Annotated in this window: 19 protein-coding genes; 13 read left to right on the forward strand and 6 right to left on the reverse strand. The window is 42.6% G+C overall.

Going from position 1 to position 21969, the window contains the following annotated elements:
* Positions 1-25: 25 nt before the first annotated feature.
* Entirely contained in the window at positions 26-1057 is a 1032-nt protein-coding gene (gene murB, locus WJR50_RS06395) for a UDP-N-acetylmuramate dehydrogenase (protein ID WP_341292411.1), read from the reverse strand.
* 110 nt (positions 1058-1167) lie between these two features.
* Between murB and WJR50_RS06400 the strand changes: the two genes are divergently transcribed.
* Positions 1168-1446, forward strand: a complete 279-nt coding sequence (locus WJR50_RS06400; RefSeq protein ID WP_341292412.1) for a hypothetical protein — start codon at positions 1168-1170, stop codon at positions 1444-1446.
* On the opposite strand, the gene cdaA is transcribed toward WJR50_RS06400, so the two are convergent.
* Together cdaA and folP are read right to left on the reverse strand one after the other, a co-directional pair.
* Complete coding sequence (gene cdaA / locus WJR50_RS06405) at positions 1447-2406, reverse strand: diadenylate cyclase CdaA (protein WP_341292413.1); 960 nt, start codon at positions 2404-2406, stop codon at positions 1447-1449.
* The gene (folP, locus tag WJR50_RS06410) at positions 2403-3179 is read right to left on the reverse strand and encodes a dihydropteroate synthase (RefSeq protein WP_341292414.1); all 777 of its coding nucleotides are present in this window, start codon (positions 3177-3179) and stop codon (positions 2403-2405) included. The genes cdaA and folP overlap by 4 nt, the downstream gene beginning before the upstream one ends.
* A gap of 378 nt (positions 3180-3557) precedes the next feature.
* Between folP and WJR50_RS06415 the strand changes: the two genes are divergently transcribed.
* Both WJR50_RS06415 and WJR50_RS06420 read left to right on the forward strand, forming a co-directional pair.
* Positions 3558-4670, forward strand: coding sequence for a BT_3928 family protein (locus WJR50_RS06415; RefSeq protein ID WP_341292415.1), 1113 nt, complete (start codon positions 3558-3560; stop codon positions 4668-4670).
* 9 nt (positions 4671-4679) lie between these two features.
* Positions 4680-5210, forward strand: coding sequence for a shikimate kinase (locus WJR50_RS06420; RefSeq protein ID WP_341292416.1), 531 nt, complete (start codon positions 4680-4682; stop codon positions 5208-5210).
* On the opposite strand, the gene WJR50_RS06425 is transcribed toward WJR50_RS06420, so the two are convergent.
* Positions 5200-6795 (reverse strand): hypothetical protein, encoded by a 1596-nt coding sequence (locus WJR50_RS06425; protein ID WP_341292417.1) that lies wholly within the window; start codon positions 6793-6795, stop codon positions 5200-5202. The two genes, WJR50_RS06420 and WJR50_RS06425, sit on opposite strands and share 11 nt — an antisense overlap.
* A gap of 103 nt (positions 6796-6898) precedes the next feature.
* A complete protein-coding gene (locus WJR50_RS06430) occupies positions 6899-8176 on the reverse strand; it encodes a hypothetical protein (protein WP_341292418.1) in 1278 nt (425 codons plus the stop codon).
* A gap of 144 nt (positions 8177-8320) precedes the next feature.
* On the opposite strand from WJR50_RS06430, the gene proS reads away from it, so the two are divergent.
* The 3 genes from proS to floA are packed head-to-tail and all read left to right on the forward strand — an operon-like array spanning position 8321 to position 11338.
* Positions 8321-9799 (forward strand): proline--tRNA ligase, encoded by a 1479-nt coding sequence (proS, locus tag WJR50_RS06435; protein ID WP_341292419.1) that lies wholly within the window; start codon positions 8321-8323, stop codon positions 9797-9799.
* Positions 9800-9848: 49 nt separating this feature from the next.
* On the forward strand, positions 9849-10334 hold the full coding sequence (locus WJR50_RS06440) for an NfeD family protein (protein ID WP_341292420.1): 486 nt from the start codon (positions 9849-9851) through the stop codon (positions 10332-10334).
* Between the two features lie 14 nt (positions 10335-10348).
* Complete coding sequence (floA, locus tag WJR50_RS06445) at positions 10349-11338, forward strand: flotillin-like protein FloA (protein ID WP_341292421.1); 990 nt, start codon at positions 10349-10351, stop codon at positions 11336-11338.
* 411 nt (positions 11339-11749) lie between these two features.
* Here the strand turns inward: floA and cobA are convergent, their stop codons facing one another.
* Positions 11750-12511: a uroporphyrinogen-III C-methyltransferase gene (gene cobA / locus WJR50_RS06450; RefSeq protein WP_341292422.1), complete on the reverse strand. Its 762-nt coding sequence runs from the start codon at positions 12509-12511 to the stop codon at positions 11750-11752.
* A gap of 244 nt (positions 12512-12755) precedes the next feature.
* On the opposite strand from cobA, the gene nirB reads away from it, so the two are divergent.
* From nirB to WJR50_RS06485, 7 genes are all read left to right on the forward strand, one after another.
* The gene (nirB, locus tag WJR50_RS06455) at positions 12756-15254 is read left to right on the forward strand and encodes a nitrite reductase large subunit NirB (RefSeq protein WP_341292423.1); all 2499 of its coding nucleotides are present in this window, start codon (positions 12756-12758) and stop codon (positions 15252-15254) included.
* A 51-nt stretch (positions 15255-15305) separates the two neighbouring features.
* A complete protein-coding gene (nirD, locus tag WJR50_RS06460) occupies positions 15306-15680 on the forward strand; it encodes a nitrite reductase small subunit NirD (RefSeq protein ID WP_341292424.1) in 375 nt (124 codons plus the stop codon).
* A gap of 135 nt (positions 15681-15815) precedes the next feature.
* The gene (locus WJR50_RS06465) at positions 15816-17657 is read left to right on the forward strand and encodes a sensor histidine kinase (protein ID WP_341292425.1); all 1842 of its coding nucleotides are present in this window, start codon (positions 15816-15818) and stop codon (positions 17655-17657) included.
* Positions 17632-18324: a response regulator transcription factor gene (locus WJR50_RS06470; protein ID WP_341292426.1), complete on the forward strand. Its 693-nt coding sequence runs from the start codon at positions 17632-17634 to the stop codon at positions 18322-18324. The genes WJR50_RS06465 and WJR50_RS06470 overlap by 26 nt, the downstream gene beginning before the upstream one ends.
* Before the next feature lie 2 nt (positions 18325-18326).
* Positions 18327-18956: a molybdenum cofactor guanylyltransferase gene (locus WJR50_RS06475; protein WP_341292427.1), complete on the forward strand. Its 630-nt coding sequence runs from the start codon at positions 18327-18329 to the stop codon at positions 18954-18956.
* 307 nt (positions 18957-19263) lie between these two features.
* Entirely contained in the window at positions 19264-20547 is a 1284-nt protein-coding gene (locus WJR50_RS06480; RefSeq protein ID WP_341292428.1) for an alginate export family protein, read from the forward strand.
* A gap of 33 nt (positions 20548-20580) precedes the next feature.
* The gene (locus WJR50_RS06485) at positions 20581-21957 is read left to right on the forward strand and encodes a NarK family nitrate/nitrite MFS transporter (protein ID WP_341292429.1); all 1377 of its coding nucleotides are present in this window, start codon (positions 20581-20583) and stop codon (positions 21955-21957) included.
* Positions 21958-21969: the final 12 nt, after the last annotated feature.

The following is a 21969-nucleotide window of genomic DNA, read 5'->3' on the forward strand; positions in this document are numbered from 1 at the left end:
GACAAAGATTAGTAATTTAAGGTCCTTAAATAATATTCACTTCGGGTGTAATCTCTATTCCAAATTTTTCCCATACAGAATCTTTGATTTGCATGGCTAATGTTATCACTTCATTACCCTGGGCTTGACCATGATTTACCAAAACCAAAGCCTGCTGATTATGTATGCCAGTGTTACCTACTTTCTTTCCTTTCCAGCCACACTGCTCAATCAGCCACCCGGCAGGTACTTTTACCCTGTCATCTGCTAGCTTATAGCCTGGTACCTGTGGATACGCTTGTTGTAGAGATTCAAACTTGGTAGCATCAATCACCGGATTTTTAAAAAAACTGCCCGCATTACCTATCTTAAGCGGATCAGGCAGCTTACTCTTGCGTATGCGAATAACTGCCTCGCTCACTTCTTCAATAGGGGTACGGGCTTCATAGCCTTCCTGAGCGCGCATCTCTTTCAGCGTTTCTTCAATGGCTCCGTAAGTGGTATTGATTTCGGGCTGCTTACTCAGGCGAAGCGTAACATGGGTGATAATATATTTCCCCTTCAGTATATGCTTAAAAACACTTTCACGGTAACCAAACTGACATTCTTCATGGGTAAAGTTCTTTACTTTTCCATCACTCAGGTTCACTGCCTCCAGACTTTCAAAGACATCCTGAATTTCTACACCATAGGCACCAATATTCTGCATAGGTGCAGCTCCTACTGTACCAGGGATAAGCGATAAGTTCTCCACTCCTCCGTATCCACGAGCTATGCAATGAAGCACAAACATATGCCAGTTTTCTCCTGCTCCAGCTCTTACCCACACAAACTTTTCATTCTCTTCTACCACCTCTATCCCAGGTATATTTATTTTGATTACCAGCCCGTCAAAATCCTGCGTCAGCAACACATTGCTTCCTCCACCCAGAATGAATACTTCTTTTTCCCGGTAAAGCTTTTTGCTTATAAGCTCCTGTAAGTCGTCTACGCTGTTTATTTCAACAAAAAAACGTGCGATAGCATCTATTCCAAAAGTATTATAGGGCTTGAGAGAGATATTTTCCTGTATTGTCATAAGGTATGATCATTCACTGTATTGCAATTGTAAAAAATTCGCATCAAGTTTAACGCCGAAAACTTCAAAGTTTAAAAAAACGTAAGTTCTGGAAGGATATCTACAAAAGTATGCAGGAATTTGAAGAGTATTTGAGCAGTAAAAAAATAGATGCTAAAGCTTTTAAGGAAGAAAAACCTGAGATGTGGGAAAACTGGAGAAGTCTTTTTTACACGATGCATCCTAATAGTTTTACGCAACAAAAGCTTTTTTTAATCAATCCTATCAGAAGGCAGTTTCCTATTAAGGAGAATGTTGGTTCTGGTTCTGATAAAAATGAAACTACTTCTATCGCCAAACCTAAGCCTAAATTCAAAATTCCTGCACGTCCTAAAAAAGATAATAATTGACTACTCCTGAGTAGTCATGCTCTCATCAGCAGTTTGTTTGGATTTCTCCTTATCTTTCTCTTTGATTTTATCTTTGTCCTTGTCCTTTTCTTTGCCTTTCTCTTTCTTCTCTACAAAAGCCTTTTCTTCGGCTTTTGCCTGATCAAGTACAAACTCTTCTTCTTCTTTCTCTTCGTATAGGTATTCGTTGATCTTTTTCCTAAGTTCTTTGGCAGGAAGGTTATGCGCAATTTCTCCATTACGAACAGCAGACATTTGCCCTGTTTCTTCTGATACTACCAACACCAGCGTATCGGTAATCTCTGTCATTCCGATAGCTGCCCTATGACGTAAACCAAACTCAGCAGGCAGGTTATCTCTCTCTGTTACAGGCAAAATACAACGGGCAGCCTTTATACGATTTTCATGAATAATTACTGCGCCATCGTGCAATGGACTATACTTGTTGAAAATAGCAAGGAGTAATCTCTTAGAGACTACCGCATCTATTTCATCCCCGGATTCGGCATAAAACTTTAGAGGAGAGCTTTTTGAAAATACGATAAGCGCACCGGTATTGGAACCACTAAGACTTTTGGAAGCATCTATAATAGGAGTGATATTTATTTTACCATCATCATTATCTTTTCTCCAGAAATTCTTAAAGAAGTTATCCCGGTTAAAAGCAGTTGTTTTACCTACCAGAAGAAGGAACTTCCGAATTTCGGGCTGAAAAAGGATCATTACTGCCAGCACACCCACACTCATAAACTGGCCCAGGATAGCAGAGAGCAGTTCCATCTGAGCAGCTTTTACCGCCAGATAAATTAGGTATAAGGTTAAAAAGCCAAAGAAAATACTTAGGGCTACACTTCCCTTCATTAGCTTGTAAACCTGGTACAGGAGTACACTTACCAGTAAAATATCAATTATATCTACCCAGCTAATTTCAAGAAACCCTATTGAAAAAAGATAAATCAACTATATGTATATTTTAAAATTTTGATGGTTTGTATTGCTTCTTTTACATCATGAACTCTCAGGATAGAGGCACCATTCATGATAGCTACTGTATTTAGCACAGTAGTACCATTCAAGGCCTCCTTGGCTGTAATTCCTAACCTTTTATAAATCATTGACTTTCGTGACAAACCCGCTAATATAGGGACATCCAGCATTTGAAAATCCTGCATTTTCCTGAGCAGTTCATAGTTCTGGTCAATAGTCTTTGCAAACCCAAAACCAGGATCTATGATGATATCTGTAACTCCTTTCTCTCTTAGCACTGTCAGTTTTTTCTGGAAATAGTCAATAATTTCTCCGGTCAGGTCCTCATACTTAGTTAACTCCTTCATATCCTGTGGGGTTCCCCGCATATGCATTAACACATAAGGAACCCGTAAAGAAGCTACCATATCAAACATATGATCATCCAAATTGCCACCAGAGATATCATTGATCATGGATGCCCCTGCACTTATTGCCTCTTTCGCCACATCAGACCTGAAAGTATCTACTGATATATACGCTTCCGGAAAGAATTTAGATACCAGTTCAATGGCTTTTATTACACGTTTCATCTCCTCTTCGGTGCTTATGTATGCTGCGCCGGGCCGGGAAGAATAGCCGCCTATGTCAATGATCGTTGCTCCTTCTGTTAGGATATTCTCTGCCTGATGGAGCAAAGTACTCTCATCAGCTATGTAATGCCCTCCATCATAAAAAGAGTCAGGAGTTACATTTAAGATTCCCATTACGATTGGGCTACTCAAATCAATCAGATTTCCCTTTAGATTTATGCTTCTTTTAAGAGAAAATATTTTACCTTTTGACTGTATATTGATCAACTTCCGTACCCAAGTTATTTTATATATCAATTAATTCTGAAAATTCAAAATGAATACGAATATAGTCATGTTGTCATCGCTTACAAAGAAGTCTTCAAAAAGAAAAACGCTAAATTTAGCCAAATGAAAAGTACTGCTTTTCTTTTCTGTTTTTTCAACCTGTTTAATATTCAGTTTTATCTTTTTTAAAATTGAAAATCAGTCAGTCTCTATAGAACTATTGAATGAGTATATGTGGTTTTCTATCTAATCCGTTTAACTTTGTAGCGTAGTAAATTACATTCCATGAATATTATCGTCCAGGTTTCCCGCTTTTTGGTGGGTGGTTTGTTTATCTTTTCCGGTCTGATCAAGATCAATGACCCAGTGGGTACTGCTATTAAGCTTGAAGAATACTTTGAAGTTTTTGCTGCTGATTTTGCCTCTTTCTTTGCTTATCTGGTACCTGCGGCGCTTTTTTTCTCGGTATTGCTCAGCGTATTGGAGGTAGTTTTGGGTGTAGCTGTTCTGCTCAATTATCGCATGCGTATTACAGCCTGGATCTTATTGGGGCTGATAGTGTTTTTCACTTTCCTCACTTTCTATTCAGCCTACTTCAATAAGGTTACTGACTGCGGTTGCTTTGGAGATGCCATCAAGCTTACGCCCTGGGAGTCGTTTATCAAAGATATTATCCTGCTGGTACTCATACTAATTCTCTTCATGTATCGCAATCAGGTAGAGCCGTTTCTGGACCAGGGACGAGCTGATATCACGATTGGCGTTGTCACCTTGATTAATATTGCAGGAGCAATTATCGCCATTCAACATCTGCCTTATATTGACTTTAGAGCATACAAAGTTGGGGCGAATATACCCCAATTGATGCAGCCTTCCGCTCAATTGCAGTACAAATACATTATGACTAAAGATGGCAAGGAAGAGGAGTTTATGGATTATCCTAGCGAAGGCGGATATGAATTTAAAGAAATGGTGTTGCTCAACCCCGAGGCACAGCCTAAAATTACAGATTATAGTGTATGGAACCCTGAAGGAGATTTTACTGAGCAGACATTTGAAGGTAATAAACTCATGATTATCATGTATGATGCCTTAAAAACTGATACTGAGTCATTAGAAGAAATCAAAAGGCTTAGCAGTAGTCTTCCTGAACAGGTTAAGCCTATCATCCTCACTGCTTCTGGCGAAACTGTATTTGAGTCTTTTCGCCATGAACATCAACTGGCTATCCCCTATTATTTTGCTGATGCTACGGTGTTGAAAACCATCATCAGATCAAACCCTGGCCTGGTGCTGATGCGGGATGGGGTAGTGCTTGCTAAGTGGCACCATAATGATGTACCCAAGGTAGAAAAAATCAAACAACTCACCAGTACAGATTTAGTCTCCAGTAATTAGTACGTGCTCATGAAGATTTTTTTAGTTGGCATGCCAGGTTCAGGTAAAACTACCCTTGGTAAGCAGGTAGCCCGTCTACTGGACATGCAATTTATTGACCTGGATACCGAAATTGAGCACCTTGCGCGGACTACAATCAGTGAGATTTTTCAGCAGCATGGAGAAGTATATTTCCGCGAGATGGAACGGGATACGCTGGACAAAATAATCCACGAACACGAAAGCTTTGTGATGGCTACCGGTGGTGGAGCTCCTTGTTTTCATAATAACATGAAAGCAATGAATGAAGCGGGTTTATCCATTTTTATTGATATTCCTTCTCACGAGATTATCAGCCGTATGAGCAAAAAAGGCATGGCTGACCGCCCTTTGTTCCAGGGGATGGATACAAAAAATATGGTAGAAGAATTTGATAAAAAATTCGGCTCCAGAATTCCTTTCTACAAGCAGGCCAAAATAGTAATATCAGGTGATTATGTGACCGCCGAGCGCATCATCCACCTGATATCCCTACAAAATAAAGAAGATACTAGAAATTAAAGCCGACTGATAGCACTACGTTAGTCAAGTTATTGTCTGACTGTATTAACCCACCATCAAAATATTGGATACCCTGATAAGCAAAGAAATCAGTAGAATACTGAGTATTTACTACCGCCAAATCTGCAAAAAATGAAGGAGTGCTAATACCTACGCCACCAGAGAGTACCTGCCTGTCTCTATCCAGATTATCATCCACATACTGGGTAGGATCAGTATATATGGCATAGCCTAAGCGTAGGCGGAAAATATCATACCTAAACTCTCCTCCAAATTTATAGTTGATGACAGACTCCATCACCTCATCTATCTCAGTATTTACATCTCCGGTATTGAATTCATTAGAGCTAAAGCGGTTAGCTTCATAGTTAATATACTCAACATCAGCAGTGATGAAACCATATTTCTCAAAGAAATAGGCAAAACCACCACTAATTTTAGAAGGAGTAGATAATGTATATTCAGAAAAGTTAGTAGTGCCTTCTACGAGATTATCCTCCACGTCAAAAGGTGCAGAATCATCACTTTCCTGTACACCCAGCACAGTAGATTGTAAATTGAAAAAGTACTCCTCGGTGAGGCTGTAGAAGGTAGGCGTTTTATAAGAAAAGCCTAAAGTAAGTTCATTGATTGGGCGATATACAAAACCAAGCGTAGCATTGATTCCACTACCATCTAATCTTAATGTCTCCTCTAAAGTCACATAATTTACATAGTTGATAGACAACTGATCACCTACCGGAAAGAAAGGAAAGCCTGCCGCTACGTCGTCCTGATACTCTTCGGTATAAATAGGTGTTTCATCAAAAACATTTGTTCTTTCATAGGTAAAGTTTTTAAACCCTAAACTAGCGCCAAAGTAAATTTTATCCTTATAATTGCCTCCGTAAGCAAAATTCCACTCACTTTGTCTTCCCATTTCCTCTACTCGTCCTTCCTGAACGGCCTCAGTGCCTAACGGAATAGAAGCTACATAGGAATCTTGGTCATCCGGATAAGCATTGATCAGGTAGTTCTCATAAGCAGCATCAATGTAGCGAGGAAAAAAACCCTCTGCTGCATTATCCAGCAAAATATCGGCGTCATCTCCAATATCATTGGCCTGTAAGGCAAACTCATCCATCAATGAAAAAGTATTTTCAGCGGGACCAAAGGTATAATTGATATTATATGAATTCGTCTGATTGTAGGTAATGGCGAAGGAGCCGCCTCTGTAATCTGCCGGAATGATATCATCCTTAGTATTATTAATCACTACTCCAAAATTGGATACATTGAAATGATTATCAAAAGTCTCTGAGTTTACTCCCAGAAAATTTGTGTTGGTGCGGGCATTCTGAAAATTTGGAGTAATCACTGCCTGTGAACGGTTATAAAACCCTAATCCAGCGGGGTTAATGAAAGCTGAACTTACATCCCCACCTAGTGCAACGCCTCCCCCTCCAATACCTAGCATTCGGGCTGTGCCTACTGGGGCATTTCTGCTGATTAGCAGCGCATCTTCAGCAAACTGTGCATAACTCCCTGCTACCGAGATGGTGCAGAAAATAAAGGTTAATATATAGTGTTTATTTAGATATTTCATAGGTTAATCAAATCGTATTGACAAAAAAATAGTGTAGTAAGATAACGCTCTCACTACACTACATGTTGCCTTTTATAAGGGTCTTAAACCTTAATCTTAGCTATTATTCACCGCCTCCACCACGAGAGCTACGTCCTCCGCTGCTTCTGCTGGGAGAAGAACTTCTAGAGGGTGAAGAGCTCCTGTTATAACTTCCGCTGCTTCTGCTAGGAGAATAGCTGTTGCTACGTGAGCCACTATTATAACTAGGGGAAGAACTTCTACTATTGCTCCTATTTCCGTAGCTGTTAGAATTATAGCTAGGACTTGAAGAATATGTTCTCCTTGAAGGACTAGTGCTTCGGTAAGTATTACCTCTGCTGCTTCTGGTCGCTTCAGTGGCAGAATAAGTTCTGCTACCTCTACTGGCAGGTGTTGAGCTTCTATATACTCTGCTTGTCTCAGCTGACCTGGCACTAGATCTTGAACGGTTGTAATACTCATTCTGAGTGCGGGTATAATCCCTGCTGTTCGTTGAACGAGAATTTCTGATACTGTTACGGTCCGAAACAGCGGTTGCTCTGTTTCTACTATTATTGTAAGAGCGTCCTATCGCATCACGATTACTTCTGTTATCATAAGAAGCACGAGTAGCTCTTTGTGAACTTCTTCCGGTAGTAGCCAAACGACGGTTCACACCAAGTTCGTTATTAATAATTACTACACCAGGACGGTTCCAGTAACTTCCGTAGTAGCCATCATAGAAACCAGCGTAATAGCTGTTTCTGAAGCCCCAAGGACTACCAAAGCCCCAGCCACCATAAAACGGATCTCTCCAAGGACGATATGCCCATGCATTACCAAAGCCCCATCCAAATCCAATGTTGACGCCTACATTCCAGCCCGGACGCGCCCACATTGAGGCTCCCATAAAAGGATCGTAGAAAGGACTAAAGAATGGATCGTTAAATCCACCGTAGTAAGGATTACCAAATGTGCTAAATCCCATAGGCGAACCGTAGAAATTATTCACAACTTGGGGTTGTCTTTCATTTCCCACGTAATAATCTTCACGATTATAATCCTCTACATAATACTCATCATTCTGTACAGAGTTTTCTTCTACAGCTTGCTGACTTTCAGTATTACTGTATTTTGCAATGTACTCAGGGTTAACGTTCTTGGAGGAATAACTTTGCTGATCATAGACATATGATCCCTGCTGATATTCTGCCTCTTTAGGCTCATTCAGCTTGGTAAACTCTACAGTTTGTCTGTCACTGGCCGTAAAGTACAGATCATCATACTCATTTGATTGAGCAAATTGATCTGAGGTGGCGCAGGCACCCAAAAGCGTCGCTGCTGCCAGACCAATTGCTAATGTTGTTCCATAAGTTTTCATAAACATCCTCCTATTTATACTAATACTCTACAATTATTATACGGCAAAGTACGAAAATAGATTTGTAATAAATATCTTTGCTCGTGCTTAATATACCATTTTTAGGTAAAAATTCACAAATATAGTACCAACAATAAGCATTTCATGAGTAAAGGACTACCCAAAAGAAGCGAAGATTATTCAGCCTGGTATAACGAACTGGTTAAACGTGCAGAATTGGCAGAAGCCTCCGAAGTAAGGGGGTGTATGATAATAAAACCCTACGGATATGCTATCTGGGAAAAGATGCAGGCTCAGCTAGACAAGATGTTCAAGGCTACTGGTCATACTAATGCTTATTTTCCTCTTTTTATCCCAAAATCTTACCTGAGTAGAGAAGCGGATCATGTGGAAGGTTTTGCGAAAGAATGCGCGGTGGTTACCCACCATCGTCTGAAAAACGCCGAAGATGGAAGTGGCGTAGTAGTAGACCCTGAGGCTAAACTGGAAGAGGAACTGATTGTGCGCCCTACCTCTGAGACTGTCATATGGAACTCTTATAAAAACTGGATACAATCCTACAGGGATTTGCCTCTATTGATTAACCAGTGGGCCAATGTGGTAAGGTGGGAGCTGAGAACCCGGCTTTTTCTACGGACTACTGAGTTTTTATGGCAGGAAGGCCATACTGCGCACTCAACTAAAGAAGAGGCAGTAGAAGAGACAATACGCATGATGAACGTATATGCAGAGTTTGCCGAAGAGCATATGGCAGTCCCTGTCATCAAAGGTGTAAAAACTGAAAGTGAGCGCTTTGCGGGAGCAATAGATACGTACTCCATTGAAGCACTTATGCAGGATGGAAAAGCCTTACAGGCCGGCACCTCACACTTTCTGGGACAGAATTTTGCCAAAGCTTTTGATGTAAAGTTTGCTACCAAAGAAGGAGGGCTAGAGCATGTATGGGGCACTTCATGGGGTGTCAGTACACGCTTGATGGGAGCCTTGATTATGGCCCATTCTGATGATAATGGATTGATATTACCTCCCAAATTAGCACCTATTCAGTTGGTAATCGTTCCTATTTTTAGGAAGCAGGAAGAGTTTGATGCTATCTCAGAGAAAGCACTTGCCATCAAAGCTAAGCTTGAGCAGCTCGGCATCTCCGTTAAATATGATGATCGTGATACCCACAAGCCGGGCTGGAAATTTGCCGAATATGAGCTGAAGGGAGTGCCACTGAGGATAGCGATGGGGCCCCGCGACCTGGAGAATGGCACGGTAGAGATTGCCCGAAGAGATACATTGGAAAAACAAATTTACCAGGCAGATGATGAGCTTCCGCAAACCATCAAAAACCTTCTGGATACCATCCAAAAAGATATTTACAATAAGGCTTATAGCTTCAGAGAAGAGAAAACCGTACGTGTGGATAGCTATGATGAAATGAAAAAGATCCTGGAAGATGAAGGTGGTTTTATCTCTGCCCACTGGGATGGTACAGCTGAAACAGAAGCAAAAATTAAAGAGGAGACTAAAGCTACTATACGCTGCATCCCTCTGAATACTGACAAAGAAGAAGGTAAGTGTGTTTACTCCGGTAAGCCATCCTCTCAGCGGGTGATCTTTGCCAAAGCATATTAATCTTGTATATTGAGGAGCGCTCTACACGCTCCTCTAAACTTTTACCATCATGTGGCTAACCATTATTATTCTGCTGATTGTAGGTATTCTTTTGATTGTGACTGAATTAGTCTTCATTCCAGGTACCACTATTTTTGGAATCGCTGGCTTAATACTTACAGCCGCAGGGGTAATCATGACTTTTGTAAGCTTTGGGACTGGCACCGGCCTTATCATTCTGGCTGTTTCTTTTGTACTCATCACCGGCCTACTAATAGTTAGTTTCAGGTCTGATACCTGGGAGGGTATCTCTCTCAAAAGTGCGAATACAGGACATGTCAATGAAGATGTGAAAAACAATCTCTGGAAAGGTGATAAGGGCGTAGCTCTTTCAGCACTTCGTCCGGGTGGTAAGGCTGAATTTAAAGATACAGTGGTTGAGGTCAGCACTTTAGGTCAATATCTTGACGCCGGGTCCGAAGTAAAGATCATTAGCATACAGGACCATAAAATTATTGTAAAACCAGTAAATACACATCAAACTAAAACTACCTAACTCATAATACCTCTATGGACGGACTTTCGCTCATCTTAATTATTGTTGCTTCAATAGTAGCATTTTTCACATTCCTGTACTTTATACCTCTCAACCTCTGGATCACAGCCCGTTTTTCGGGTGTAAAGGTAGGCCTGCTGGAACTGGTCTTCATGCGTATTCGTAAGGTACCTCCTCGGATCGTTGTAGACTCGCTCATTACTGCGACCAAGGCAGGACTGGATGTTACGTCTTCTGATCTGGAGACGCACTACCTGGCCGGAGGTAACGTACCTTCTGTCATTAAGGCTTTGATTTCAGCAGATAAAGCGAATATCAGACTTACTTTTAAGCAGGCTACTGCTATTGATCTGGCGGGTCGTGATGTATTTGAAGCCGTACAGATTTCTGTAAATCCTAAAGTGATCAATACGCCCGAAGTAGCTGCGGTTGCTGCCGATGGTATTCAACTGATGGCCAAAGCAAGAGTAACCGTACGTGCCAATATCGCTCAGCTTGTGGGTGGAGCAGGTGAAGACACCATTCTTGCCAGGGTTGGAGAGGGTATCGTGACTTCCATTGGTTCTGCGCGTAAGCATACCGATGTACTGGAAAATCCAGATAACATTTCCAAACTAGTACTGCAAAGAGGACTGGACGCTGGTACTGCTTTTGAAATTCTCTCTATTGATATTGCGGATGTAAATGTAGGCGATAACATTGGCGCTAAATTACAAATTGACCAGGCTAATGCTGACCTCAAAGTTGCAGAAGCTAAAGCCGAAGAACGTAGAGCTATGGCGGTAGCCAACGAGCAGGAAATGAGAGCTAAATCACAGGAAGCAAGAGCCAAAGTGATTGAGGCTGAAGCTGAAGTACCTAAAGCACTGGCCGAAGCATTTCGCTCTGGCAACTTAGGAGTGATGGATTATTACCGTATGCAGAATATTCAGGCTGACACCGATATGCGCTCTGCCATCTCCGGCGAGGATGATACCCGTAGCAAGAAAGATGATGAAGATTGAGAAGATTGATAATTTTTACTTATGATTGTTAAACCTCAAGTAGCTAAGTGGAATATACTTGGCTTTTTTGGTTTTTGGCCCTAAAGTCAAAAGCAGATTGCCTGCTCAGATTCTGTGATCAATGGTTAATTTTTGTTCATCAAGCGCTTATAACATTACTTCCAGAAAGACACACACAGAAAGACACACAGGATAATTTTCTCCATCCTGCTGAAAATAAAGGTTAAAGGTGAATGCTAGAGATCGTGCTATCTTCAGCTCACTTTTTTTCATCACTACATCTGAAAGGCACAAAGATCAGGCGTACCTGCCACACTGACCAAAGTGTTTTTGTGCGCTTAATTTTTTATGTAGTTCAAAAAATATTGAAGACAGAACATTTTCATCTTGTTGAGCGCCCTACTCCCAAAATTAGTTTGGATGTGCTAGCGAAGCTACACTTTGCCGGACAGATAATAAGTGTTTTTCTACTACTGCACCGATCACAATAATAGCTGGTGAGAAAATTTGTTTTTCCTCTACATAAGCCATGATGTTTTTCAGTTTTCCAACCGCTACTTTTTCATCTTTCCGGGTGCCATTCTGTATGATGGCAATAGGTTCTTCCATACCACGCTGTTCTCCAAAAAGTTGCACAATTTGCTGAAGCCGTTTCATACCCATCAGAATTACGATGGTGGCGGACGACTGCGCTGCCAGGTGTATATCTTTGGAAAGGGTTCCAGCCCGGGTAGTTCCGGTCATCACCCAAAAACTTTCATTGATTCCTCTATGCGTCAGCGGAATATGCTGCATGGCAGGAACCGCCATAGCGCTACTGATGCCAGGTACAATCTCTACCTTCAGACCATATTTTAACGCATATTCTTTTTCCTCCTGCCCTCTTCCGAATACAAATGGATCGCCCCCTTTCAGGCGTACTACATTGCCATACTTGCGGGCATAGCGTACGATCATCCGGTTAATTTCATGCTGCTGCAAATGATGGCGCCCTGCTCTTTTTCCCACAAATATTTTCAGCGCATCATCTTTACAATATTCAAGCAAGGCTGGGTTTGCTAGGGCATCATAGAGAATCACATCCGCGCTTTCCAGCGCCATTATGCCTTTTAGTGTGATCAGGGCCTCGTCACCAGGGCCTGCTCCTACCAAAGTAAGTTTTGGTTTCAACATATCATTCAGTTTAAAAGTATTTGTACGGTACAATGAAAGAATATTCTACGTACCAATAAAATAATTATGAAATAAATTTACGTAATATTACGTATTTAAAAAATTATTTCTTTACTTAGTGATGAAAAGCAGATGATTTATGGCTGGATGGCTACGAAAAAATACTGTTTAAAGGCTTATTCACCAGCAGAACAGATGATATAAGCTCAATAGATTGAATACAAATAGCTAAATACTGAATGCTATGAAAAAAGTTGTCGTCATAGGAAATGGAATGGTGGGATACAAATTTTGCGAAAAACTACGTAAAATTGCGTCTCCTGAACAGGTTTCAATTACAGTTTTTGGAGAAGAACCGCGTCTGGCATATGACCGGGTCCATCTTAGCGAATACTTCTCGGATAAAAACGCAGACAAGCTCACCCTGGCTCCGCTGGAATGGTACAGAGAAAACCAAATCAACCTGCACAGTGGAAAACTGATCGCTCAACTGAATAGAACTGCCAAAACTGTAGAAACGCATGACCATCAGGTTTTTGAGTATGATCAGTTGATCATGGCTACCGGCTCTAGTCCCTTTGTGCCTCCTATTCAGGGAACAGACAAAAAGGGGGTGTTTGTATACCGTACCATAGAAGACCTGGATGCCATCATCTCTTATGGCAGTAAAGTAAAAAGTGCCGCCGTACTTGGAGGCGGGCTGCTGGGGCTGGAGGCCGCCAAAGCTATGCTTGATCTGGGACTGGAAACCCATGTAGTGGAATTTGCCTCCCGTCTTATGCCGCGTCAACTGGATGAAGCCGCTTCCAAAGCTTTGCAAACCAGCATTGAAAGGCTGGGCATAAAAATACACCTTAACAAAAGCACACGCGAAATCGCTGGAAATGGAAAGCTGGACGGCTTGTATTTTGCTGATAACACTCAACTGGATGTAGATATGCTGGTAATTTCTGCAGGCATACGTCCTCGTGATGAGCTGGCCCGCTTAAGCGACCTGGAGGTTGGGCCTCGCGGCGGCATCGTGACCAATGAATTTATGCAGACTTCCGATCCCGATATCTATGCCATCGGTGAAGCTGCACTTTACCAAAATATGATTTATGGGCTGGTAGCTCCCGGCTACGATATGGCTGAAGTGGCTGCACAGCACCTTCTGGGCAGACAGGAAAAAACTTTCAAGGGGAGTGATATGTCTACCAAACTTAAACTCATCGGGGTGGACGTAGCCAGCTTTGGCGATCCCTTCTGCGAAAGTCAACCCCACTACCCCATTGTATTTGAGAATAAGTCTAAAGGAATTTATAAAAGAATTAACCTCTCCACAGACGGCAAACTGCTGCTGGGAGGCATACTGGTGGGGGATGCGGAAGCTTACAATATGTTGCTGCAAACCATGCAAAATGGCCTAAGCCTCCCTCCTAACCCTGAAGACCTGATTTTAGGTGCCAGAGGAGGTGAAGGTACCGTAGGACAAGGTGTAGAAAATCTACCTGAGCAGGCGCAAATCTGCTCCTGCGAAGGAATCACTAAAGGGGCGATATGCCAGTCAATTACCGCAGGAAACTTAAACTCAGTACAGGAAGTAAAATCCTGCACTAAAGCAGGAACAGGCTGTGGAGGATGTATGCCTATGGTGACTGATCTTTTCCACCATACGCTCAAGCGCATGGGCAAGCGGGTCAAAAAGACATTGTGTGAGCATTTTGACTATTCCCGTCAGGAGCTTTTTGATCTAGTAAAAGTCAACGAAATCAAAAGCTATGATGAACTGCTTGACCAATATGGCAAAGGAGATGGATGTGAAATCTGTAAGCCGACAGTAGCTTCAATTCTTGCCAGTATCTGGAATGAATTGATTACCGAGCAGGATACCATACAAGACACCAATGACCGCTTTCTGGCCAACATACAGAAAGGAGGCACTTACTCTGTAGTTCCTCGCGTTCCCGGTGGAGAGATTACGCCTGATAAACTGATTGTAATCGGGCAGGTAGCCAAAAAATATGACTTGTACACCAAAATCACCGGCGGTCAGCGTATTGACCTGTTTGGTGCTCACTTGCATCAACTGCCTGACATCTGGGAAGAACTAATTGAAGCAGGTTTTGAAAGCGGCCATGCTTATGGAAAATCACTTCGTACTGTCAAAAGCTGTGTGGGCTCGTCCTGGTGCCGCTATGGTTTGCACGATTCTGTATCTTTTGCCCTGGAAATAGAAAACCGTTACAAAGGATTACGCTCGCCTCACAAACTTAAAAGTGCTGTTTCCGGCTGTATTCGTGAGTGTGCGGAAGCGCAAAGTAAAGACTTTGGCATTATCGCTACCGAAAAAGGCTGGAACCTCTTCGTTTGTGGAAACGGCGGAGCCAAGCCCCAGCATGCCCAACTCCTGGCCTCAGACCTGGATAATGAAATCTGCATCCGCTACATAGACCGTTTCCTCATGTTTTACATCAAAACAGCGGAGCCGCTTACCCGTACCTCCACCTGGCTCAACAAGCTGGAAGGTGGAATAGAATATCTGAAAGATGTGGTGGTAAATGACTGCCTGGGCATAGGCGCACAACTGGAGGAAGATATGAAGCGTACGCTAAATGTCTACAAATGTGAGTGGAAAGAAGTAGTCAACAATCCTGAGCTTAGGGCTAAGTTTACCCATTTTATCAACTCAGATGAACCTGACGAGAGCATACGTTTTGACCGTCGCAGAGCGCAAAAGGTACCTGCCGAATGGGGCAAATAGGTTCATCCACACACTCAGTTCATTTTATTCACTGATCTAAAAAAATTACTTATGATATCTGCAGAAGTATACAAAACAGTAAATGAAGAAGCGGTTACCACCTGGTTCAAAGCTGCTCCAGTTAGTACCTTTCCCACCAATGGTGGAGCCTGTGTACAGTACAAAGGGAGGCAAATTGCTGTTTTCAATTTTACTCGTCGCAACGAATGGTATGCCTGCCAGAATCTGTGTCCCCACAAAATGCAGATGATATTATCCCGAGGCATGATTGGTACGCATCAGGAAGAGCCTAAAGTGGCCTGTCCTTTTCATAAAAAATCTTTCTCCCTGAGAACAGGAGAGTGCATCAACGGTGACGAATGTAATATCGCCACCTATCCGGTGAAAATAAAAGATGAGCACGTTTATATAGGCTTTCAGGAATAAAGCTGTATCCACCAAATATGATGAACAACGGAAAGTCCGGGGTAACAAACTCCGGTTTTTTTATTTCTGTTCATCACCAGACAAGTATTCAAAGTAATATTACGTAAATCCTTATAGTTTTTATTTATTTAGAGCATGCAAAAGCAGCGGGAGAGAAAACACGGCTTTGAACGCCTGGGCATGATGTATGCGCTGGCTTTGTCCGGTATAGCAGCGGCTATCATTATTAGTCAGGTTTTTGTGCAACGCTACATCAGCAGGCAGGAATACGACTCCAGAATCGTAAACCTGGCTGGCCGACAACGTATGCTGAGCCAGAAGATCAGCAAAATAGCCCTACAGATTGGCACTACTAAAAATACAGAACAACGCCAGGTTTATGCTAACGAGCTGGAGAAGGCGCTTGACCTCTGGACACAATCACACCATGGTCTCCTCGAGGGAGACAAAAGCCTGGGGGTTATTGCTAATAATAGCAGCATGGTAGATTCAATGTATCAGGCCATTACCCTTGATTATGAGGCCATAGTAAATAATAGTCAGGATATCCTCCGGCTGATCTCCCAGAATCCAGCTATTGACTCCACCCGGCTCCAAACTTACATCAGCCAGATACTTTCTCATGAGTCAGCGTTTTTGAAGGGCATGGATACCATCGTTTTTCAGTATGACTATGAAGCCAGGGAAAAAGTAATTCAGTTGGAAGTCATTGAACTGGGCCTGTTAGGACTATCTCTTTCCATTATTTTCTTTGAGTTGTTTTTCATTTTTCGTCCTACCGCCCGAAGGATCAAAAAGACAATTGGTGAACTACTAAGGTCTGAGAAACTGGCCAAAGACATGTCGCGGGAGATTGGTGCACTGTACAGTTCACTGGAGCGCTCCTATCAGGAACTGGCCAAAGTAGACGTAAAGGAAGATCTACCCAAAGTATTTGCAAAAACCAAATCTTCGGGCATATTCACCTATATATCGGACGATTTCCTGGAGATTTTAGGAGATACTCAGGAAGCCTCACACACCAATATTTTTGCCTGGCTGGAATATGAAGGCTACCCCTATGACCAGGTACAGAATATTCACCAGATCGTAATGCAGGGAGAACCCTGGTATGGAGAAGTAAAGGGAACTTCCGAAGAAGGAGATTTCATCTGGCTGGACATGACCATTGTACCTACTTTTAACATTAAGCAACAAATAGAGTCGTTTAACATCATTTGTTCAAATAAAACTGAAAGAAAAGAAGCAGAGGCCCGTTCGCATGAGATCATCAAAGACAAGATTGAGAGTGAGCTGAAAGAACAGAGAGTGCGTTCTATTCTGATACTGGAAGGGCAGGAAGAAGAAAGAAGACGCATTTCCAGAGACATTCATGATGGAATTGGGCAGCAGCTTACCGCGCTTAAGTTTACCATTGAGAATATCAATCTGGAACCCAATATGCCTACCCGGGAAGAGAAAGTAAGAGAAGCACAGAAGATGCTCAACCAGGTAATTCGGGAAGTACGCAGAGTGTCTTTCAACCTCAACCCCAGCGCCCTTAGTGACTATGGTCTGGTACCCGTCACCCGCCGGTTCTGTGCGGAAGCAAGCCGCCTATCTGATAAAACAGTCATTTTTGAGAACAAAACCGGCTTCCTCAACCGCATGGATAAAAGTATAGAAACCAATCTTTACCGAATCATACAGGAAGCCGTAAACAATGCCATCAAATACTCAAAATCTGATGAGATCAGGGTAGAATTTAGCCACAAGGCCCATTATCTAAATGTTGACATTATTGACAACGGAGTGGGGTTTGACTTTCAAAATTACCGAAAAAGAGAAAGCAAAGATGGTACAGGACTGGGAATTTTGAATATGCAGGAAAGAACTTATTATATTAACGGCACCTTTGAACTGAGCTCCGAGCCAGGTAAAGGTACACGGATCAATATACATTTACCCATCAATGGAAGAGACAAGAGAAACTATTAAAGCAACCTTAGCCGACGATCATGGCGTAGTAAGAAGCGGCATCAAATCATTGCTGGAAAGTGAAGGAGATATTGAAGTCATCTCCGAAGCAGAAAACGGACAGGAAGCACTCCGGCAGGTAAAGCAGCTGTCACCCGACCTGGCTATACTGGATGTGCGCATGCCTGAAATGACCGGCTTGGAAGTGGCAAAACTTATCAAAAAGTCGGGCTTCACTACCAAAGTACTCATCCTCTCTATGCATGATGATGAAGACTACATTTTGCAGGCAGTAGAAAGCGGAGCTTCCGGTTACCTGCTCAAAGGCTCCAGCAAAGAAGAGTTTTTGAAAGCGGTCAGGACAGTACACAGAGGGGAAAAGTATTTCAGCGCAGATGTCTCCCGAGTGTTTATTGACAGCTATCTGAATACCAGACATCCCCAGGCACCGGCTCCTCAAACTTCTGCCAAAGATTATGATCTTACGAAAAGAGAAAAACAGATACTGATGATGCTGGCCGATGGTATTGGTAACAAAGAAATAGCCGGGAGGTTGAATAAAAGCATACGAACCATTGAGACCCATCGCTTTAACATTATGAAGAAGCTGGATGTCAGCAATGTGGTTGAACTGCTGAAAAAAGTGGAAGATGACAAAGGACTCAAAGATTTTCTTGCCCAAACCTGAGGTTGAATAAACTTGATGCTACGCTTATGGACAAGGCTCCGGATAATATGATCGCAGTAATTTTGAGTGGCGGACAAAGTCGCCGTATGGGACAGGATAAGGGTTTGATCCAGCAGGATGGCCTGGCCTGGACGGAGTCACTGCAACAAAAACTGGAAAAGATTGGCCTGAAAACCTATGTATCTATCAACAATCAGCAAAAAGACACTTATACAGAAGTTTTCTCGGATCAAACTTTAATCCTTGACCACCCTTCTTCTGCTCACCTTAATGGTCCCATAAAAGGCATATTATCCGCTCATCTTGCTGTCCCAAATCAGGATATTCTCTTTCTTCCCTGTGATATGCCTGCTTTATCTACCGATACCTTTCTGTGGTGGATAAGCGAGTTTACCAAATCGGAGCAGGAAGATAAGGTAGTTGTGTGCAGCACCCCGGATTATTTACAACCGCTCTGTGGCGTCTACAGCCAGGCTTCTCTCAAAAGACTTATGCAATATTATGAAGATGAAAAGCTTCGGGACCAGAGCATGCACAGCATAATAGAAGAAATGCTGAAAGCTACTGTGATCAGCATTCCCTCTGAGTTTTTGCCCCAGTTTAAAAATTTCAACACCCCTGACGACTTGTAGGCCTGATCATTCTCCCCCTTCTCTATCCATTTTCCTGACATGAATAAATACTTGCGGATGTTCTGATGGAATATTCGTTGCTGAAACTTTTTTGGAGTGATCAAAATCTACGTATTTCAATTAAAAATGTCATTTTTTTAGCCTTTTGAGTTTATTTCTAAGTAATTATTCTGCAAAAAATACTTTTATCAAATTAAAATTTACGTAATATTACGTAAAAATGAATTTTAATTTATACCTTTGAAATGTCAACCGGGATGCGCAATCCAGATGACGCATTGCTTTGGTCAATAAAAACTTCAAAAACATGCGTTTAACATTTACAAAAATTATATGCTTGCTGCTGCTTCAATTGGGCTTCATCAAAGGAGTGTATGCCCAATTTACGGTAGGAGGCGAAATTCGCCCCCGGGCTGAATTCAGAGATGGCTTCAAGACCATCAATACCGAAGCACAGGAAGCCGCTTTCTTCATAGAACAGCGCTCCCGACTGTATGTAGGCTATCAGCAGGAGAAACTCGGATTTCAGTTTAGCCTTCAGGATGTACGTATCTGGGGAAATGCTGACCAGATCTACAAAGATGATCCGGCACTTACCAATGTGTATGAAGCCTGGGGAGAGTATAAGTTTAGCCCCCAAACTTCTATCCGGGTAGGGCGTCAGGCGCTGGATTATGACAATGCCCGTTTTCTAGGCGACCTGGATTGGGCTCAGCAGGGCCGTAGCCATGATGCAGTGAAATTTATATACCAGGACAGTAGCGGTTTTGCCTTTCATGCAGGGGCAGGCTTCAACCAAAATGTACCCTTTGAGCCGGGAGAACTGTCTTCTACCTATTATGAAGGCGTAAATAATTATAAGACCATGCAGTACATCTGGCTGCATAAAGACTGGACAAGCGCTCAGGCATCTTTGTTGGTTTTCAATGATGGCCGTCAGCAGGCAGATTCTACCACCGCATTTCGTCAGACTTACGGATTTATCGGTGACAAAAGTTTAGGAAAAGTGAAGTTAGGAGGCGAACTCTACTATCAGGGAGGGGAAGATCCAGCAGGTAGAAATGTAAGCGCCTGGCTGGCTGCTGTAAATGTAAGCTTCAATACCAAATATACGCCCCTAACCATTGGGCTTGACTATCTCTCGGGCACCAACCCTACAGATGATAGTAACCATTCATTTAATCCGCTTTATGGTACCAATCATAAGTTTTATGGATTTATGGACTATTTCTATGTGGGTAACAACCACGGACAAAATGGTCAGACTTCAGGACTGCTGGATTTTTATGTACAGTCAAAATTTAAACTCGGTAATAAATCCGCTTTGATCGCTCATTTACATCATTTCAGTTCACCGACTACTATTTACGCGGCTGAAGGAAATGGAGAAGAACTTTCAGCACAATTAGGTGAAGAAATTGACCTGGTGTACAATCTGAATCTTACGCCCGATGTCAACTTTAAACTAGGCTACTCACAACTCTTTTCTACTCAATCGCTGGAAGCGATCAAAGGCGGAGCCGAGCGCAAAGGCCTCAACCAATGGGCCTGGGCAATGCTTACCATCAAACCTACATTTTATTCTAAGTAAAAATTCGTAGAAACCATACTTAAACTCAGTGTTATGAAAACTACTTCTAAGAAACCTGCTGTTTCTAAAAAGGCGACTTCTATCAAATTATTCAGCCTCAAGACAGTACATATGCGAGCTTTCCACTTGTCATGGTTCGCATTCTTCCTCTGTTTCTTTGGCTGGTTCGGCATCGCCCCTTTGATGGCGGTGGTGCGTGAAGAGTTAGACCTTACCAAATCACAAATCGGTAATATCATCATCTCTTCAGTGGCTATTACCGTATTTGCAAGGCTTGCCATCGGCTGGCTTTGTGACAAAATCGGCCCCCGAATCACCTATACCTATCTGATGATACTCGGGTCCATTCCGGTCATGCTCATCGGACTCAGCAACAGCTACGAATCATTTTTGATGTTCAGATTAGCCATTGGTGTAATCGGTGCGTCTTTTGTCATTACACAGTATCATACTTCCATGATGTTTGCGCCTAATGTGGTAGGTACAGCCAATGCCACTACCGCTGGCTGGGGTAATATGGGGGGTGGGGTAACCCAGATGGTAATGCCGCTGATCTTTGCTGCCTTTGTGGGATTAGGCTTTCTAGATACTGATGCCTGGAGATATGCGATGGTAGTGCCCGGTATCGCCCTTATCATTTGCGGCGTTTTATATTATAAGTATACCACCGATTTACCCGAAGGTAATTTGACAGACCTTAAAAAAAATGATCCTGACTTTCACCTCAAAAGCAAAGAGAGCAAGGGAGCATTTAAAGCCGCACTTAAAGATTATCGCGTGTGGGCGCTTTTCCTGATCTATGGTGCATGCTTTGGCGTAGAGCTTACCATCAATAATATTGCTGCAATTTACTATCACGACTACTTCAGCCTGGACCTGAAAACTGCCGGACTTATTGCCGGGCTTTTTGGCCTGATGAATATCTTCGCTCGCTCGCTGGGAGGGTTTTTCGGTGACAAAGCCGGTATCAAGTGGGGGCTCAAAGGTCGGGTTGCGTTCTTAGGCATTGCTTTATTGGTAGAGGGAGCTGCGTTGATCCTTTTCTCTCAAATGAGCGTACTTCCTCTCGCCATCATCACCATGATTGTATTCAGCCTGTTCGTACAAATGTCCGAAGGTGCCACTTACTCCGTTGTCCCTTTCGTCAACAAAAAAGCAGTAGGTGCGATCTCCGGTATCGTAGGGGCAGGTGGTAATGCCGGTGCTGTGGCTGCTGGCTTCCTCTTCAAATCTGAAAGCCTGACCTATCCTGAAGCCCTGCTGATCATGGGTATCACCGTAGCCTGCGTGTCATCGCTTACGCTGGCGGTACGTTTCTCTGCCGTCGCTGAAAAAGAAGCCAAAGAAGAAATGGATACCGCACTGGCTGACAAAGAAGGAAAGCTGGCACTCAAGCCCGCAATAGCTTAAATATCTATCAAA

The organism is Catalinimonas locisalis (assembly GCF_038039535.1).
In the GTDB taxonomy this organism is placed as follows: Bacteria; Bacteroidota; Bacteroidia; order Cytophagales; family Cyclobacteriaceae; genus Catalinimonas.

What these genes read in the sequence shown, in the direction of transcription:
- WJR50_RS06465 (WP_341292425.1), top strand. Translation starts at nt 15,816, where the DNA reads ATGCAAAAGCAGCGGGAGAGAAAACACGGCTTTGAACGCCTGGGCATG.
- proS (WP_341292419.1), top strand. Translation starts at nt 8,321, where the DNA reads ATGAGTAAAGGACTACCCAAAAGAAGCGAAGATTATTCAGCCTGGTAT.
- folP (WP_341292414.1), bottom strand. Translation starts at nt 3,179, where the DNA reads ATGGGAATCTTAAATGTAACTCCTGACTCTTTTTATGATGGAGGGCAT.
- WJR50_RS06470 (WP_341292426.1), top strand. Translation starts at nt 17,632, where the DNA reads ATGGAAGAGACAAGAGAAACTATTAAAGCAACCTTAGCCGACGATCAT.
- WJR50_RS06430 (WP_341292418.1), bottom strand. Translation starts at nt 8,176, where the DNA reads ATGAAAACTTATGGAACAACATTAGCAATTGGTCTGGCAGCAGCGACG.
- WJR50_RS06425 (WP_341292417.1), bottom strand. Translation starts at nt 6,795, where the DNA reads ATGAAATATCTAAATAAACACTATATATTAACCTTTATTTTCTGCACC.
- WJR50_RS06400 (WP_341292412.1), top strand. Translation starts at nt 1,168, where the DNA reads ATGCAGGAATTTGAAGAGTATTTGAGCAGTAAAAAAATAGATGCTAAA.
- WJR50_RS06485 (WP_341292429.1), top strand. Translation starts at nt 20,581, where the DNA reads ATGAAAACTACTTCTAAGAAACCTGCTGTTTCTAAAAAGGCGACTTCT.
- WJR50_RS06415 (WP_341292415.1), top strand. Translation starts at nt 3,558, where the DNA reads ATGAATATTATCGTCCAGGTTTCCCGCTTTTTGGTGGGTGGTTTGTTT.
- murB (WP_341292411.1), bottom strand. Translation starts at nt 1,057, where the DNA reads ATGACAATACAGGAAAATATCTCTCTCAAGCCCTATAATACTTTTGGA.
- cobA (WP_341292422.1), bottom strand. Translation starts at nt 12,511, where the DNA reads ATGTTGAAACCAAAACTTACTTTGGTAGGAGCAGGCCCTGGTGACGAG.
- WJR50_RS06440 (WP_341292420.1), top strand. Translation starts at nt 9,849, where the DNA reads ATGTGGCTAACCATTATTATTCTGCTGATTGTAGGTATTCTTTTGATT.
- WJR50_RS06420 (WP_341292416.1), top strand. Translation starts at nt 4,680, where the DNA reads ATGAAGATTTTTTTAGTTGGCATGCCAGGTTCAGGTAAAACTACCCTT.
- nirD (WP_341292424.1), top strand. Translation starts at nt 15,306, where the DNA reads ATGATATCTGCAGAAGTATACAAAACAGTAAATGAAGAAGCGGTTACC.
- floA (WP_341292421.1), top strand. Translation starts at nt 10,349, where the DNA reads ATGGACGGACTTTCGCTCATCTTAATTATTGTTGCTTCAATAGTAGCA.
- WJR50_RS06480 (WP_341292428.1), top strand. Translation starts at nt 19,264, where the DNA reads ATGCGTTTAACATTTACAAAAATTATATGCTTGCTGCTGCTTCAATTG.
- nirB (WP_341292423.1), top strand. Translation starts at nt 12,756, where the DNA reads ATGAAAAAAGTTGTCGTCATAGGAAATGGAATGGTGGGATACAAATTT.